The 15611-nt window shown below is 64.3% G+C and carries 14 protein-coding genes; 4 read left to right on the top strand and 10 right to left on the bottom strand.

What is annotated here, in order from left to right; all coding sequences use genetic code 11:
• Positions 1–36 precede the first annotated feature (36 nt).
• Positions 37–732: a DUF1013 domain-containing protein gene (locus tag B5V03_RS15015; protein WP_129271051.1), complete on the top strand. Its 696-nt coding sequence runs from the start codon at positions 37–39 to the stop codon at positions 730–732.
• Positions 733–980: 248 nt separating this feature from the next.
• Here B5V03_RS15015 and B5V03_RS15010 read toward each other — a convergent pair whose 3' ends face one another.
• The 4 genes from B5V03_RS15010 to B5V03_RS14995 form a co-directional block, all read right to left on the bottom strand.
• The gene (locus tag B5V03_RS15010) at positions 981–1250 is read right to left on the bottom strand and encodes a hypothetical protein (protein ID WP_129271050.1); all 270 of its coding nucleotides are present in this window, start codon (positions 1248–1250) and stop codon (positions 981–983) included.
• A gap of 232 nt (positions 1251–1482) precedes the next feature.
• Positions 1483–3393: a propionyl-CoA synthetase gene (locus tag B5V03_RS15005; RefSeq protein ID WP_129271049.1), complete on the bottom strand. Its 1911-nt coding sequence runs from the start codon at positions 3391–3393 to the stop codon at positions 1483–1485.
• A 145-nt stretch (positions 3394–3538) separates the two neighbouring features.
• The gene (locus B5V03_RS15000) at positions 3539–4921 is read right to left on the bottom strand and encodes a tetratricopeptide repeat protein (protein ID WP_129271048.1); all 1383 of its coding nucleotides are present in this window, start codon (positions 4919–4921) and stop codon (positions 3539–3541) included.
• Positions 4922–5089: 168 nt separating this feature from the next.
• Complete coding sequence (locus tag B5V03_RS14995; RefSeq protein WP_129271047.1) at positions 5090–5854, bottom strand: tetratricopeptide repeat protein; 765 nt, start codon at positions 5852–5854, stop codon at positions 5090–5092.
• Between the two features lie 80 nt (positions 5855–5934).
• On the opposite strand from B5V03_RS14995, the gene B5V03_RS14990 reads away from it, so the two are divergent.
• Positions 5935–7512 (top strand): cation:proton antiporter, encoded by a 1578-nt coding sequence (locus B5V03_RS14990; RefSeq protein ID WP_129271046.1) that lies wholly within the window; start codon positions 5935–5937, stop codon positions 7510–7512.
• 71 nt (positions 7513–7583) lie between these two features.
• Positions 7584–8354, top strand: coding sequence for a hypothetical protein (locus B5V03_RS14985; RefSeq protein ID WP_129271045.1), 771 nt, complete (start codon positions 7584–7586; stop codon positions 8352–8354).
• A gap of 176 nt (positions 8355–8530) precedes the next feature.
• Here B5V03_RS14985 and B5V03_RS14980 read toward each other — a convergent pair whose 3' ends face one another.
• The 5 genes from B5V03_RS14980 to B5V03_RS14960 form a co-directional block, all read right to left on the bottom strand.
• Positions 8531–9337, bottom strand: coding sequence for an SDR family NAD(P)-dependent oxidoreductase (locus tag B5V03_RS14980; protein WP_129271044.1), 807 nt, complete (start codon positions 9335–9337; stop codon positions 8531–8533).
• 94 nt (positions 9338–9431) lie between these two features.
• Complete coding sequence (locus B5V03_RS14975) at positions 9432–9845, bottom strand: DUF1850 domain-containing protein (protein WP_129271043.1); 414 nt, start codon at positions 9843–9845, stop codon at positions 9432–9434.
• Positions 9806–11917 carry a TRAP transporter permease gene (locus B5V03_RS14970; protein WP_164988008.1) on the bottom strand — a complete coding sequence of 704 codons (2112 nt, stop codon included), beginning with the start codon at positions 11915–11917 and terminating at the stop codon, positions 9806–9808. Before B5V03_RS14970 ends, B5V03_RS14975 begins: the two co-directional genes overlap by 40 nt.
• 189 nt (positions 11918–12106) lie before the next feature.
• Positions 12107–13054: a TAXI family TRAP transporter solute-binding subunit gene (locus tag B5V03_RS14965; protein WP_129271042.1), complete on the bottom strand. Its 948-nt coding sequence runs from the start codon at positions 13052–13054 to the stop codon at positions 12107–12109.
• A gap of 163 nt (positions 13055–13217) precedes the next feature.
• Entirely contained in the window at positions 13218–13697 is a 480-nt protein-coding gene (locus tag B5V03_RS14960; protein WP_129271041.1) for a hypothetical protein, read from the bottom strand.
• 193 nt (positions 13698–13890) lie between these two features.
• Between B5V03_RS14960 and B5V03_RS14955 the strand changes: the two genes are divergently transcribed.
• Positions 13891–14193, top strand: a complete 303-nt coding sequence (locus tag B5V03_RS14955) for a hypothetical protein (RefSeq protein ID WP_129271227.1) — start codon at positions 13891–13893, stop codon at positions 14191–14193.
• 168 nt (positions 14194–14361) lie between these two features.
• Here the strand turns inward: B5V03_RS14955 and B5V03_RS14950 are convergent, their stop codons facing one another.
• Positions 14362–15576, bottom strand: a complete 1215-nt coding sequence (locus B5V03_RS14950) for a hypothetical protein (RefSeq protein ID WP_129271040.1) — start codon at positions 15574–15576, stop codon at positions 14362–14364.
• Positions 15577–15611: the final 35 nt, after the last annotated feature.

The following is a 15611-nucleotide window of genomic DNA, read 5'->3' as shown; positions in this document are numbered from 1 at the left end:
CCCCAAAGGGTGGGCGAAGCACAAAGGAGATTTGCCATGAGCAACGCACCGCTGATGCCCAAGGCGACCGCCGTTTGGCTGCTCGACAACACCGCGCTGACCTTCGACCAGGTCGCCGATTTCACCAAGATGCATCCCCTCGAGGTGCGCGCGATCGCCGACGGCGACGCCGCCCAGGGTATCAAGGGCATGGACCCCCTCTCCAACGGCCAGCTGACCCGCGAAGAGATCGAGAAGGGTGAGAAGAACCCGGACTACCGGCTCCGTCTTCAGGAGAGCAAGGTGGTGCTGCCGCCCCAGCCCAAGCGCAAGGGCCCGCGCTACACCCCCGTCTCACGCCGCCACGAACGCCCGAGCGCCATCCTCTGGCTGCTGCGCAGCCATCCGGAGCTCAAGGACGCCCAGGTCATGCGTCTGGTCGGCACCACCAAGAGCACCATCGCCAGCGTTCGCGACCGCACCCACTGGAACACCTCCCAGCTGACCCCGATCGACCCTGTGACCCTGGGCCTCTGCTCGCAGATCGAGCTCGATTTCGAAGTGGCGCGCGCGGCCAAGGAAAAGCCGATCGACACAGCCTATGGCGGCGCCACCCTGCTGCCGGCCTCCGAGACCACCAAGAAGGACGAATTCGAGCCGGCCGAACGCTCGAGCGACGACCTCAACGTCGACGCCGTGTTCGCCAAGCTCAAGACGCTCGGCGGCAAGAAGCAGGACGAAGAGGAGGAGTAATCCTCTCGACGCTTGCCATCGAACGCAGTCAAAACGCGGCGGGCCAACCCGCCGCGTTTTTGTTTTTGCGCGGACCGCGATTGGCCACGCGGTTACCACGCACTGCATTCCCTCCAGCAGAAAGGGGATAGCGAAGGATTTGATGCCGATCAAATCAGGACGAGCGCGACACGATTTGGCCGCGGCGTTGCAGCTGTGTCACGAGAAGCGCGACACAGCGGCGCGGCAAGATAATGCCGCATCTCACATCAGGGCCGATCGGGATGGTTCAGCATGTACTCGCCGAGATCGCGTTGGCGGCGGTCGGAACGGGCGACCGCGGCATTGCGCTGGACGTCGCGATCCTTGCGGCAGGCCACGTATTCGGGCGAGCCCTGCGCATAACCGCGGCTCTGACACACCGCGTCGTCATCGTCGCCGCCCATCGCCACCGGCGTCTGGTAGCGCGCGGAGCAGGCGGAGAGAGCGATGGCGAGAGCTACGGCTGCAAGCAGGCGCGGCGCGGTGACAAGTGGCATACGAGGTCCCCTGTTGGCCGGCCTTGTTTAGCGCGGAATGAGGAGATTGTAAGTCCCTGGACGTCGTCCCCGTTAGCTGTCATTCCCCGCGAAGGCGGGGAATCCAGTACGCTGTGACCGTCGTTGGTCACGCAACTGCCGCCGCGGAGTACTGGATCACCCGCTTTCGCGGGTGATGACAGCGGAATGCTATGAGAGGGCGTCGCGCCTCGCTGAGATCACATCTCTCGTCTCACACCCGCCCCTTCAGGGCCTCCCCGATCTCGTCCAGCACCTTGGGGTCCTCGATCGTCGCCGGCATGGTCCAGGCCTCGCCGTCGGCGATCTTCTTGATGGTGCCGCGCAAGATCTTGCCGGAGCGCGTCTTGGGCAGGCGGCCGACGGTGATGGCGAGCTTGAAGGCGGCGACGGGGCCGAGCTTGTCGCGCACCAGCGCAACGATCTCCCTCTCGATCTCGGCGGGCGGCCGCTTCACGCCGGCCTTGAGCACCAGGAAGCCGCAGGGCACCTCGCCCTTGATCGCGTCCTTGACGCCGAGCACGGCGCATTCGGCGACGTCGGGATGCGAGGCGAGTATCTCCTCCATGCCGCCGGTGGACAATCGATGGCCGGCGACGTTGATGATGTCGTCGGTGCGGCCCATGACGAAGACATAGCCGTCCTCGTCCTTGTAGCCGGCGTCCGAGGTTTTGTAGTAGCCGGGGAATTCGGTGAGATAGGCTTCCTTGAAACGCGCATCCTGATTCCACAGCGTCGGCAGGCAACCCGGCGGCATCGGCAATTTTATCACGATCGAGCCCATGGTGTTCGCAGGCACCGACTTCGCTGCCTCATCCACCACGTCGACCTGGTAGCCCGGCATCGGCACCGTCGGCGAGCCGTGCTTTACCGGGAGCATGCCGAGCCCCACCGGATTTCCCGCGATGCACCAGCCGGTCTCGGTCTGCCACCAATGATCGATGACAGGCACCTTCAGCTGCTGCTCAGCCCATTCCACCGTCGGCGGATCGGCGCGTTCGCCCGCCAGGAACAGCGTGCGGAATTTCGACAAGTCGTATTGCCGGATGAACTTTCCTTCCGGATCCTCTTTCCGGATGGCACGGAACGCGGTCGGCGCTGTGAAGAACGCGACCGCCTTGTGCTCGCTGATCACACGCCAGAACGCGCCTGCATCGGGCGTGCCGATCGGCTTGCCCTCATACATGATCGAGGTCGCACCGTGCAGCAGCGGGCCGTAGATGATGTAGCTGTGGCCCACCACCCAGCCGATGTCGGAGCCGCACCACCAGACCTCGCCCGGCTTGAGGCCATAGAGGTTGAACATCGACCATTTCACCGCAACCAGATGCCCGCCATTGTCGCGCACCACGCCCTTGGGAATGCCGGTCGTGCCTGAGGTATAGAGGATATAAAGCGGATCGGTGGCGGCGATCGGCACGCAAGCAGCCTTCTTGCCGTCGTTCATCGCCTTGCGGCGCAGGCCCGCCCAATCATAGTCGCGGCCGGGCATGAGGTCGCAGATGAGCTGCGGACGTTGCAGCACGATGCAGGCCTTCGGCTTCACGCTCGCAAGCTTGATCGCTTCATCGAGCAACGGCTTGTAGTGCACGATCCGGCCGGGCTCGATGCCGCAGCTCGCAGACAGAATCAGCTTTGGCTGCGCATCGTCGATGCGGGTCGCGAGCTCCTTGGCGGCAAAGCCGCCGAACACCACCGAGTGCACCGCGCCGATGCGCGCGCAGGCGAGCATCGCGACCACCGCCTCCGGCACCATCGGCATATAGAGAATGACGCGGTCGCCCTTGGCGACGCCAAAGTCCTGCATGATGGCGGCAAGCGCCTGCACCTCGTTCAGGAGCTCGGCATAGGTGAACTTGGTGACGCTGTTCGTCAGCGGCGAATCATGAATCAGCGCGACCTGATTGGCGCGGCCGCGTTCGACATGACGATCCAGCGCGTTGTAGCAGGTGTTGACGACGCCGCCGGTGAACCAGCGGCCGTAGACGCCTTGCGAGCCATCGAAGATCTTTTTCGGCGGCTCGATCCAGTCGATCTCCCTGGCCGCCTCGGCCCAGAAGCCCTCGGGGTCCGCCAGCGAGCGCGCATGGACCTCGCGATAGAGACTCTTATCCCGGACGTTCATTCCCGCGCTCCCGTTCCCTGTATTGGCCTGGCCCTGAACTGACCGACGGGACGAGCGTCCCGCCATGACAGGGATCAAGGACCGGCCTTGTTTGACGGCTATTTTCCCGGGAACGGGCCGCGGTTCAAGCTGAAAAGAACGGTGCTCAGCTCTCCATCGCATTCAGCCGCTGCAAACGATCCTGCATGACCTTCCTCAGATCATAGCCGGGACGGCCGAAACTCGCGTTCCGCGTGGTGAGAAAATCGCGCTGGGTCTTGCGCAAATCCCCGGCCGACCGCTTGTTCACCACTTTCAGCACCCGCGCGTAAGTCTCGGCGATCTGGCGATCGAGCACGCCCAACTGCGGATCGGCGCAGATCGCCTTCTCGACCTCGCGCTTCGCCGTGGCGCAATCAAAGGACGGACCGTTGCCGGAATTCGCCGCCAGCGGACGCCGCGGCTCATCGCCGAATTTCGCGATCTCGGCGATCATGGTGCGGCGGCCCGCCGCCGCGTTATCGTTGCCGGGGTCGAGCTTCAGCGCCGTCTCGTAGTCGGCCAGCGCCTTCTTGCGCTGGCCCATCTTCTTGTAGAGCACGGCGCGGTTGTTGTAGGTCTGCGCGAAATTCGGGTCGAGCTTCAGCGCGGCTTCGTAGTCGCTCAGGGCCGCCCCGAGCTCGCCCTTGAGCTGGTAGGAATCGCCGCGGTTGGTGAAGAAGTTCGGCTTCGGCGCCAGCCGCAGCGCCTGGTCGTAGTCGGCGATCGCCTCGTCGTATTTGCCCATCGCGGCCAGCGACAGGCCGCGATTGTCGTAATATTCCGGGACCTTCGGATCGAGCCTGATCGCCTCGCCATCATCGGCGACGGACTTGTCGAGCTGGCCGAGCTTCTTGTAGGCGGCGCCGCGATTGGTGTAGCTGCGCGGCCGGTTCGGATCGAGCCGCAGCGCCTCGCTGAGATCGCGGATCGCCTTCTCGTTGTCGCCGCTGAGATAATAGGTCACGCCGCGGTCGGACCAGGCCTGCGCATAATCGCTCTTGAGCTTGATCGCCTGGTCGTAATCGGCCAGCGCCCGGTCGAGCCGACGCTGGTTGGTGTAGACGACGCCGCGTAGCTCGTAGGCTTCCGCATCCTGCGGATCGAGCTCGATCGCCTTGCTGAGATCGGCCGCCGCGCGGCTGAGATCGCCGCCGGCCTCGCGCAAGAGGTCGCCGCGCAGGCGCCATGCTTTTGCGTTCTTGCCGTCGAGCGCGATGGCGCGGTCGATATCGCGCAGCGCCTGCGTGAGACCGCCCGAGGTCCGCGCATTGGCGTCGGCGCGCACCAGCAGTGCGGCGGCGCGGTCGGAGGAGGAATTTGCGGCCTGATCGATGATGGCGCTGCATGCCGTGATCAGCTCAGCGGGACCGGCCTTGCTGGTGGGCACACAATCAACGGCAGCCGAGGCCGGCGCGGCGAGGACAAGGCTCATCGCCGCGCTGAGCAGAAGAACGCGCAGCGAGATTTTCGCGAAAAGGGATGGTCGCGCGGGGTGCATGCCGCACATTGCTTAGGGCTCCGTGACATCGGGTTCTCATGATTGTCGCGGCGGGGAAGGGATGGGTTCAATTCGCGGGCTTGTCCCGGCCATCCACGTCTTGCTAAGCGGCACCGAGAACGTGGATGCCCGGGACAAGGCCGGGCATGACGACTTCTCGCGAGGCGAAGAAAGCCCTCAATACCCGTCCACCCCGTTGATCCGCAGCAAGCGCTCCTGCATCGCCTTCTTCAGGTCATACCCCGGCCGACCAAACCCGGCATTGCGGCGAGCAATGAACTCATCCTGCTCGCGCCGGAGCGCCTTCGCTTCGGCCGCATTGCGCGCTTCCCGGGTCACGCGAGCATTCGACGCAAAAATCTCGCGGTCGAGATCGGCGAGTTCGCGATTTCCGCAGATCGCCTTCTCCACGGCACGGCCTGCGCTCCTGCAATTGAAGCTGGGCTTGCCGGCGACGGCCATCTGCGCGCCGATCCGTTCGAGCTCGCGCGCCATCACTTTGTGATTGGCCTTGGCCTTCTCGTGGTTCGGATCGATCTTCAGCGCCGCGCCGAAATCCTGCACCGCCTTGGGCTTGTCGCCCTTTTTCAGCCAGAGCTCGCCACGGGCGTTGAAAACATCCGCGAGCGTGGGATCGAGCAAAAGAGCACGGCTGTCGTCGGCGATCGCACGATCAACCTGGTCGTGCCGCGCATAAAGCGCGCCGCGCGCGATCAGCGCCTTGACCAGGTCCGCCTTCGCCGTTTTCTCATTGTCGATGACGGCGGCGCAGGCAGTGGCCGCCTTGTCCATGTCATCGGCCGTGCTGGCGGCGAGGCACGATGCGATATCGACCTGCGTGACGACAGCGGGCTCGCCGCCGGTCGCGGCATGGGCCGCACCAAGCGAAAGCGCTGAGAGCACCACGGCTCCCGATAATTGAACGAGTTTTTGAAAACGCATGCTGGTTGCAGTCGGAAACTCTTCTTCAGTCTTGCCTTGAGGCCGTACTATCCATCATACGGCCGGATTGGTGCTAGCTTGTGGCACAGCTCAAATCGGTTTCGGGGACACGCGTGTCAACATTCGAATGGATCATCGCGCTTCTGCTCGGCGCCGTTGCATTATCGGCGCTGGCGCGGCGGATCAAGGTCCCCTACCCGACCTTTCTCGCCATTGGCGGCGCGCTGATCGCTTTCGTGCCGTCGAGCCCGACCTGGGCGCTGGAGCCGGACCTGGCATTGGCGCTTTTTGTCGCACCGGTGCTGCTGGATGCCGCATTCGACACCTCGCTGCGTGATCTGCGCAACAACTGGGTTCCGGTCGCAACCCTGGTGGTGGCCGCGGTCGGCCTGACCACCGTGGGCGTGGCCTATGTCGCGCACCGGCTGATGCCCGATATGCCCTGGGCCGCCGCGATCGCGCTCGGCGCCATCGTGGCACCGCCGGATGCGGCGGCCGCGGTCGCGATCCTCAGCCAGGTCAAGCTGCCCTATCGCATGGTGAAGGTGCTGGAGGGCGAGAGCCTGCTCAACGATGCCAGTGCGCTCCTGATCTATCGTATCGCCGTCGGCGCGGTCGTCACAGAGCACCTGAGCTGGAGCCAGGTCGCACCGACCATGGCGCTGGCGCTGGCCGGCAGCGTCATCGCCGGCCTGGTTGCAGCCCGCCTCATCCCGCCGATCATGGAGCGCGTGACGGAAGCGCCGAGCGCGATCATCGTTCAGTTCGCCACCACCTTCATGATCTGGATCGCCGCCGAGCATCTCGGCCTCTCCGGTATCCTCACCATCGTGGTCTACGCCATCGCCATCGCGCGTACCGCGGGCGAACGCATGCCGGCGCGGCTGCGCGTGCCGTCCTATGCGGTCTGGGAGACGATGGTGTTCGTGCTCAACGTGCTCGCCTTCATGCTGATCGGCATGCAGATGCGGCCGATCTGGACGCGGCTCGATGCCGAGGTGCGCTGGGAGTATTGCGTGGCCGCGGCCTGGATCCTGCTCACGGTCGTCCTGGTGCGGCTGCTGTGGATCACATTCTATCGCACCACGCTACGCGTGCTGATCGCGCGCGGCATCTATCACCCGAAAGATCCGAAGGCCGTCGCCTCGCCGAAGGGCGGCCTGATCATCTCCTGGTGCGGCATGCGCGGCCTCGTCACGCTCGCAACCGCCTTCGCGCTGCCGGAGAACTTTCCCTATCGCGACTTCATCGTCTTCATCGCCTTTGCGGTGGTGCTGGGCTCGCTGGTCATCCAGGGCCTGACCCTGCGACCGCTGATCCTGGCCTTCGGTCTCAAGGACGACGACCCCGTCGGCATCGAGGTCGCGCGCGCCCGCGCGGTCGCCTATCGCGCGGCGCTCGATGCGATCGAGGACGATCCGTCGGAGGAGGCGGAGATCCTGCGGCTCGAATATCGCGCCCTCCTGATGCAGGCCGACGACGATCCCCACGGCGGCATCCCCAGTGGCGAGCTTCCCGCCGATCCCCTGCGCCGCCGCGCGATCGAAGCCGCGCGCAAATCGATCTTCCATCTCCGCGCCACCGAAGTCATCGGCGACGACGCCTTCCACCGCATCGAGGGCGAGTTGGATCTCGCGGAATTGAGCGCGGGGGGATGAGTTACGTGCGCTAGGTCACACAATGCTGTCCAGAGGGTGAACCGGATCGCCTCCTCACAGACTCACTCGTGATGACAACCTTGATCGACGACCGTCGTGTACGCGCGCGTGATGCGTCGCCTGCACGATATTTTTATCTCCACATGGCCCTGGCGTGCGCGGCCACCGCATTTCTCGGCTTCGTACCGACCTATTTTGTGCCGCTCGCCAACCGGACATTTTCCGCAAGCCCGGTGGTTCATTTTCACGGACTCTTGTTCTTCACCTGGACACTTTATTTCGTGCTCCAGACCTGGCTCGCGGCCTCGGGCCGCGTGGTCAACCACCGCGCGCTCGGCATCGCCGGCGTCTCGCTCGCGACCGCGATGACGATCTTCGGCTTCCTTGCCTCGGTGCATGTGATGCAGCATTCCGCCGCGCTCGGGCAAACCGATGCCGGCATCGCCTTCTCGATCGTGCCGATGAGCGGCATTGCGTTCTTTGCAGTCGTATTCGTGCTCGCGATCATGAACACGCGGAAGCCCGAGATTCACAAACGCCTGATGCTGCTCGCCGCGGTTTCGATCCTCGACGCCGCGATCGCGCGCTGGTTTCTGACCTTCCTCGCACCACCAGGGCCGCCCGGCCCGCCGCCGGTGCCGGTAACGATCGCACCAGCCGTGGTCGCCTCGCTCCTGCTCGTCGTCGCCATGGTGCGCGACTGGCGCACCGAAGGCCGCGTGCACCCGGTCTACATCACCGGCACGCTCGCGCTGCTGGCGGTGAAGGTCTTGAACTGGCCGATCAGCGAGACCGCGACGTGGCATTCGTTCGCCGGAGGGATTCTGGCGCTGGCGCAGTAGTTCACCGTCGTCCCGGACAAGCGCAGCGAAGCGGAGCGCCGATCCCGGGCCCATAACCACAGGGAGATGTGGTTACGGGGACTCGGAGTTACCTTATCAGCAAAACAACCTCTCCCTGTGGTTATGGGTCCCGGGTTCGCGCTGCGCGCGCCCCGGGACGACAGCGGAGATTGGCGTCAAGCCCCTGCCTTGCACGTGATCCCGCCATCCACCACCAGCTCGATCCCCGTCACATATCTCGACTCGTCCGACGCCAAAAACAGCGCGGCATTGGCGACGTCCCAGGCCTCGCCCATGTGCCCCATCGGCACCTGCGCATCACGCGCGCGCCACATCGCTTCGACGTCACCCTTGGCGTAGCTGTTCGCAAGGCCTGCGGAATGCTCCACCATCGGCGTCTTCATCAGGCCCGGCAGGATCGCGTTCACCCGCACATGGCTCTTCGCGAACTCGACCGCGGTGGAGCGCGTCAACTGGTTCATCGCCGCTTTGCTGGCGTTGTAGCTGACATAGGAAATCCCGACATGGCGGATCGAGGCGATCGAGGAGATGTTGATGATCGAGCCGCCGCCCTGCTTCACCATCACCGGAATGACGTGCTTCATGGCGAGATAGGCACTCTTGAGGTTGACGGTGAAGACGCGGTCCCAGCTCTCCTCGGCCACCTCGACCACGCTTCCCATCTCCGCGATGCCGACATTGTTGTCGAGCACGTCGATGCGGCCATAGGCATTGAGGCACGCCGCGACCATCGCCTCGATCTCGGCTGCTCGCGACACATCAGCGGTGAACGCCGTCGCCTTGCCGCCTTCGCCGGTGATGATCTTCGCGGTCTCCTCGGCGGCAGCTCCGTTGCGATCGACGCAAAACACCTGCGCGCCCTCGCGCGCGAAGGTCACCGCGGTGGCCTTGCCGTTGCCCCAGCCGGGTCCGATCGAGCCTGCGCCCACCACCATTGCAACCTTGCCCTTGAGCCGATCCATCGCGTGTCTCCCGTGTTGTTGTTCTTCTTGTAGCCCGGATGGAGCGCAGCGCAATCCGGGCGACTGTTCCGGATTACGCTTCGCTCCATCCGGGCTACGGATCTTTGCAGGCGCTCATTTTTGTAACGTTAGCACCAATGGGATGCCCGACAATCTCCGACAATGTCCCGCACTGCCCGTCATGACACAGCCGCCATTCGCCAGCCGCGCCCGAATTACCCAGCACCACCTCCGGCATCGGCGCACGCTGCGGCTGCCACTGAAACCAGCCGTCGACCAGCCGCGCCTCGGGCGGCGGCTCCATGCCGGGGCCGGTGCCCTTGACGCGGGCCTGCACCAGTTCGAGACCCGCGGGGGTGACGCGCCAGTCTTCCTGCCAGTCGACCTTGGCGATCGAATGCGTCCACACCAGCGTGAACGCGGACAGCGCCAGCGCCTTCACGCCGACCGCCGTTGCGAGACAGAGGCTCACACCGCCTCGACCGTTACAGACGGACGCTGCCGCCATTGCCACAGCAGAAGCGCGGCGGAGAGCACGAAGCCGGCGGTGTCGCTGAACGGGAAGTCGCCGAGCAGGCAGAGCGCCGCACCGAGCGCGACGACACGTTCGAGCAGCGTCAGCCGCGTGAACAGGAAGCCGATCGCGACCATGCCGAACAGGGCGATCGCCACCAGTGCCTTGAACGTCGCGAGCGCCACGGCGCCGTAGAAGCCGAGCTTGGCCGCCATGGGATCGCCGGCCTGCAGCATCAACGCCGGCGAATAGACGAAGATGAAGGGGATGACATAGCCGGCGAGCGCGATGCGCATCGCCTCCCAGCCGATCTTGTCCGGATTCTCCTTCGCGATCGGCGCCGCCGCAAGGGCCGCAAGCGCGACCGGCGGCGAGAGGTCGGCCATGATGCCGTAATAGAACGCGAACATGTGGCTCGCGATCAGCGGCACGCCGAGTTTTGCCAGCGCGGGTGCTGCCAGCGCGGCGGTGATGATGTAGGTCGGGATGGTCGGGATGCCCGTGCCGAGCAGGATCGACAGCAGCATGGTCATGATCAGCGCCAGGAACAGGCTCTTCTCGCCGAGCCCGATCACCCAGCCACCAAAAATGGTGCCGACGCCGGTCTGCGACATCATGCCGATGATGACGCCGACGATGGCGCAGGCCATGCCGACGGTGATCGCGGATTTGGCGCTCTCGGCCAGCGCATCGCGGCACTCACGCAAGGCCTTGAAGCCGCCACGGATGAACGCAGTGATCACGATCAGCCCGACGACGACACTCGCGACCGGAACGATCTGCAGACCGTCGCGCGACAGCGCGCCAACGACGAGCGCAAGGCCGATCCAGAAGATGGAGCGGATCAGCATCGAGGGCGCCCCGGCCGTGATGGCGGCGCCTAGGATCAACGTCACCGTCAACGCCAGGCCCATGCTGCCGGCATAGAGCGGCGTAAAACCTTCGAACAGCATGTAGACGAGGGCAGCCAGCGGCAGCACGAGATACCAGCGCGTCACCAGCGCCCGCCAGGCGCTCGGGATTTCCGAGCGCTTCATGCCGACGAGGCCGTGCTTGCCGGCTTCAAGGTGCACCATCCAGAACGCGGAAGCGAAATAGAGGATCGCGGGAATGGCCGCCGCCTTGACAATTTCCGAGTACTGGACGCCGAGCGTCTCCGCCATGATGAAGGCGACCGCGCCCATCACCGGCGGCATGATCTGGCCGCCCATCGAGGCCGTGGCCTCGACGCCCGCGGCAAACGCGCGGCGATAGCCGAACCTGATCATCAGCGGAATCGTGAACTGGCCGACGGTGACGACGTTGGCGACGCCCGAGCCGGAGATCGTGCCCATCATGCCCGAGGCAAACACCGCGACCTTGGCAGGTCCGCCGCGGGTGCGGCCGAACAGGCCCAGCGAAACGTCGGTGAAGAGCTGGATCATGCCGGCGCGCTCCAGGAACGAGCCGAACAGGATGAACAGGAAGATATAGGTCGCCGAGACGTAGATCGGCACGCCGTAAAAGCCTTCGGTGCCGAACGACAGATGCGTGACGATCTGGTCGAAGCCATAGCCGCGATGATTCAGCGGCGACGGCAGATACTGTCCGAAGAACCAGTAGAGCAGGCACGCCCCGCACATCAGCGGCAGCGCCGCACCCATCAGGCGCCGCGTGCCTTCGAAAATCAGCACCGCAAGCAGCGTGCCGACCGCAAGATCGACGTTGGTCGGATCGCCGTCGCGCGCGATCAGATCGGCATAGAATATCCACTGATAGAGCCCGCAGAAGAAACCGGCGGCGCCGATCACCCAGCCGAGCGCCCGGCCGGCATTGCTCTTCGCGGTGAAGTTGGCGATCAGGCCGAAGGTGAGCAGCACCAGGAAGCCGACATGCACGCCGCGCACCACTTGGCTCGGCAGATAGTTGAAGGCCGCGACATAGAGCTGGAAAGTGGCGAACGCGATGCCGATCCAGTAGGCCAGCGTGCCCCACCAGCCCGGACCAAAGCCTTCCGGGAAACCGTGCTCGAAATTGTCGAATTCAACCTTGATGGGCGCCGCGGCGCCCTCTGCCTTTTCCAGCATCTTAATCCGTCCCCAGCCGTCCATCGCTTATAGCATTGGCACGGTCCATCCGCGCCGTCATGCCCGGGCTTGTCCCGGGCATCCACGATCTTTCTCGCCCGCCCTCGAACGTGGATGGCCGGAACGTCTGCGCGAAGACGCGCTTCGCGCATTTGCCCCGGCCATGCCGTCCGATACCGAGAGCCGACCCTACTTGATCAGCCCTTTTTCCTTGTAATAGCGGATCGCACCGGGGTGCAGCGGAACCGGGCTGCCGGTGGCGGCGGTCTCAAGCTTGATCTCCTTGCCGGCCGCATGCGCATTCTGCAATTCCGGCAGCGACTCGAACACCAGCTTGGTCATCTGGTAGGCGAGATCATCCGACACCGCCGAACTCGTCACGAGATAGTTGACCACGGCCGCGGTCGGCACGTCCTTGTCCTGTCCGGTATAGGTGTTGGCCGGAATGGTCGCCGAGATGAAGGGCGGGCCGATCTTGTCGACGGTCTCCTTCGGCACCGACACCACCGTGATCGGGCTCGAGGTCGAGAGATCCTTCAGCGAGGCCACGCCAAGGCCGGCCGACTGAAGCGTCGCACCCAACTGGCGGTTCTTCATGAGGTCGACGGATTCGGCGAACGGCAGATATTCCACCTTGCCGAGATCCTTGTAGGTCATGCCGGCGGCGGCCAGGATCGCGCGGGAATTCAGCTCGGTGCCCGACTTCGGCGCGCCGACCGACAGGCTCTTGCCCTTGAGGTCGGCGAGCGTCTTGATGCCGGACTCAGCAGTCGCAACGATCTGGATGTAGTTCGGATAGATCGCGCCGATGGTCCTGAGCTTGTCGAGCTTGGTCTTGAAACCGGCTTCCTCATCGCCATCCCAAGCGGCTTTGAGCGAGTCGCCCAGCGTGAAGGCGATTTCGCCCCGGCCCTGCTGGAGCAGGATCAAATTCTCGACCGACGCCTTGGTGGCCTGCACCTGCGTCTTCACGTTCGGAATCTTGTCGCCGTAGATCTTCCCGATCGCGACCCCGAGCGGATAGTAGACGCCGGAGGTGCCCCCGGTCAGCACGTTGATGAAGGATTGCGCATGCGCGCAAGGTGCCGACGCCGCCAAGGCAAGAGCCGCGGCCGCGCCGAAAATCGTCCGTTTCATGGTTGTTTTTACTCCCCAAACCGGCCGGGAAATTGGCCGGATGAGGAGAGCGGGTCAACCCGTCCAATAGTCAAAACAGGACTGCGGTGAACGGCTGTCCCGGCTCGACTTTTGGGAACCGGGGGTGCGGCGAGGTGGCGCAGGCAAGCGCTGGCTTGTCGCCTTACTGGAACGTCATGTCCAGGCACTTGGAGATGTCGGAGCCGAGGCCGGACGAGATGGTGATGCAGCCGCGGATCTTCTGCGCGGCCATGTCGGCAGCCCAGATCGAGTAGCCGCCGGGGCCGAAGAACGAATTGGTGTTCGGCGGCTCGGTCTCGGTGGCGTCGAAATCATAATGCCCGTCGGTCTCGAAGATGCGCGGCTTCTTGGTGCAGCCACCGTCAGTCTGGACGTTGATGACTTCCTTGTTGTCGCGGGTCAGCGCCAACGAGACCTGGCAGCGGAAATATTCCGAGGTCCTGGTGTTGAACAGGTAGGTGTAGGATTTGCAGGTCGCCGTGTTCAGCTTGCCCGGGGCAAGGCCGCGACTACACGAAATCCGCTGGTTGTGGCTGAGCTGGTAATCATCGGCCCAAGCAGCCGGCGCCAGCGCCGCGACCAACAGCGCGGCAGCCGAGCAGGCTTTAATGACATGGTTCATTCGAATCATCCCCACGAATATTTTTGTCGAATTGCGTTCTAGACTGAAAGCGGAACATAGTCGCGGGTGGGTGAAGGGAAAATCACAAACTACTGGGCAAGACGTGATGCGCTGCGGCGTTTTGCGAATTGACCCGGAAATATCGTTCGTGATTTGTTCAAACAGGGTGCCCGAATGGCGGGGAGGATGGATGATGGCATTTTCAACGAAGACATTTGCACTCGTAACGATGCTGGGCGCGTTCGCGGCACCTGCATTGGCGCAAACCGCGGCGACGCCGTGGGAGCTCAAGCCAGACACGGGCTATGCCTATGACAAGGAAGGCAAGACCTTTTCCTACAAGATGGGCACCAGCAATGCCGGCGAGCTCTTGAAGGGCGCCAAGAAGGTGCCGAAAGGCACGCTGTTCTTCATCGGCCATAATGGCCAGCTCTACATGCGCAGCGGCCCGTATCTCGAAGGCGACGGCAAGTTCAAGTTCGGGTCGGATCAGTAACGCCGGAGCCGGCGGGCAACAGCGCCGCCTCACACTCGCTGTCATCGTCCGCGAAGGCGGACGATCCAGTATTCCAGGGGCCGTTGTGATTGAATCGAGAGGCCGCGGCGTACTGGATGCCCCGGTCAAGCCGGGCCATGACAGCGGAGGATGTGGCGGGACAAAGGGTTAAAACGCCGCCGCCAATTCCCTCGCACCGGCATTGTTGCTGTTGCTGTCCATCCGCGTATCCGTCACCGCGAGCAGCTTCGCCACCGTGTTGTGGCGGATCGCGACCGGGTTGCGTTCGTAACCGCCGCGCTGGAAGAAGTTCGAGGTCGGCACCTGCTCGCGCATCGCCTGCGGCATCGTCACCATGTCGAGGCCAGTGCCGTCTCCTGTGAGGTTCATCATCTCGAGCTCGGCCGCGGTAAGCGGGCGGGTGTAACCCTTGGTGCGGGCGAACAGCACGGACGTCAGCAGCTTGTGGGTCTGCAACATCGGGCCGATATCGACGTCAAGCACCATCGCATGCATGGCCCAGCCCTGCGCGGTATTGCCGATCTTCTCGTGCTCCGACCAGGTGTCGGGCACCGACTTCGCCTGTGCCACCATCTTTTTCAAAACAGTGAGCTTGTGCTCGAGCGCCTGCCGCGCCGGCCCTGAGGTCTTCGCCACCTTCTCGGAGAGCGCGCGGATGAATTCATGGCCCTGCTCGGCCAGCAGCTCGACGCTGTTGGTGGTCAGCAACTGGTTGTAGCCCATCGCGGTCGAGATCGCGCGCTTGCCGCCATGCTCGATGCCCGCCTGCACGTCGTAACTGCCGGTGCCGCCGGTCTCGAACGAATAGACCCGCACCGCTTGCTCGCGCGTCAGGCCGGATGCGAGCGCGTAGCGCGCATAGGCCCGCTTGAACTCGACCTCGCTGGACGGGCGCTGCGGCGTGAACTGATAGAGATCCTGCGCCGCGCGCAGGAGATCGGCGACCACCGGGATGGGCTTTCGCTCGGGGCGATCCGGGGTCTGCTCCGGTTCCGGATTCACCGGCCGCTTCGGTCCGTTATAGAGCGGCGGATGCTCCAGCACGTAGTCGTCGAGCGTGACCTGCTGCCCGCTACGCCGCTTGGCATTGCGACCTTTCCGCTTCTCGGAGATCTGGCTCCAATAGGCGCCGGCTTCCTCATCGAAGGCGCCGCGGATCCGCTGATACTCTGCGAGCTTGCGGCGATATTCGAGCACGGCCGGCGAGGCCCCGCCTTGCGCAAAAAACTGCGATAGCAGCTGGGCTTTGGCATCGCGGACGGCGGGAGGCAGCGCATCGGCCTCGCCGCCATGCGCGACAGGCGCAAGCAGGATGAGCGCAAGTGGAACCAGCGCAAGTGGTTTTCGAATCGAATGATGCATGCTGCCCTCTTAGCAGGCATCCGGTAACCGTCACG

Origin of the sequence: Bradyrhizobium betae (assembly GCF_004123905.1) — a bacterium.
GTDB lineage: Bacteria > Pseudomonadota > Alphaproteobacteria > Rhizobiales > Xanthobacteraceae > Bradyrhizobium > Bradyrhizobium betae_A.
Note: the sequence above shows the minus strand (reverse complement) of the source record. Positions and strands in the feature narration are given on the sequence as shown.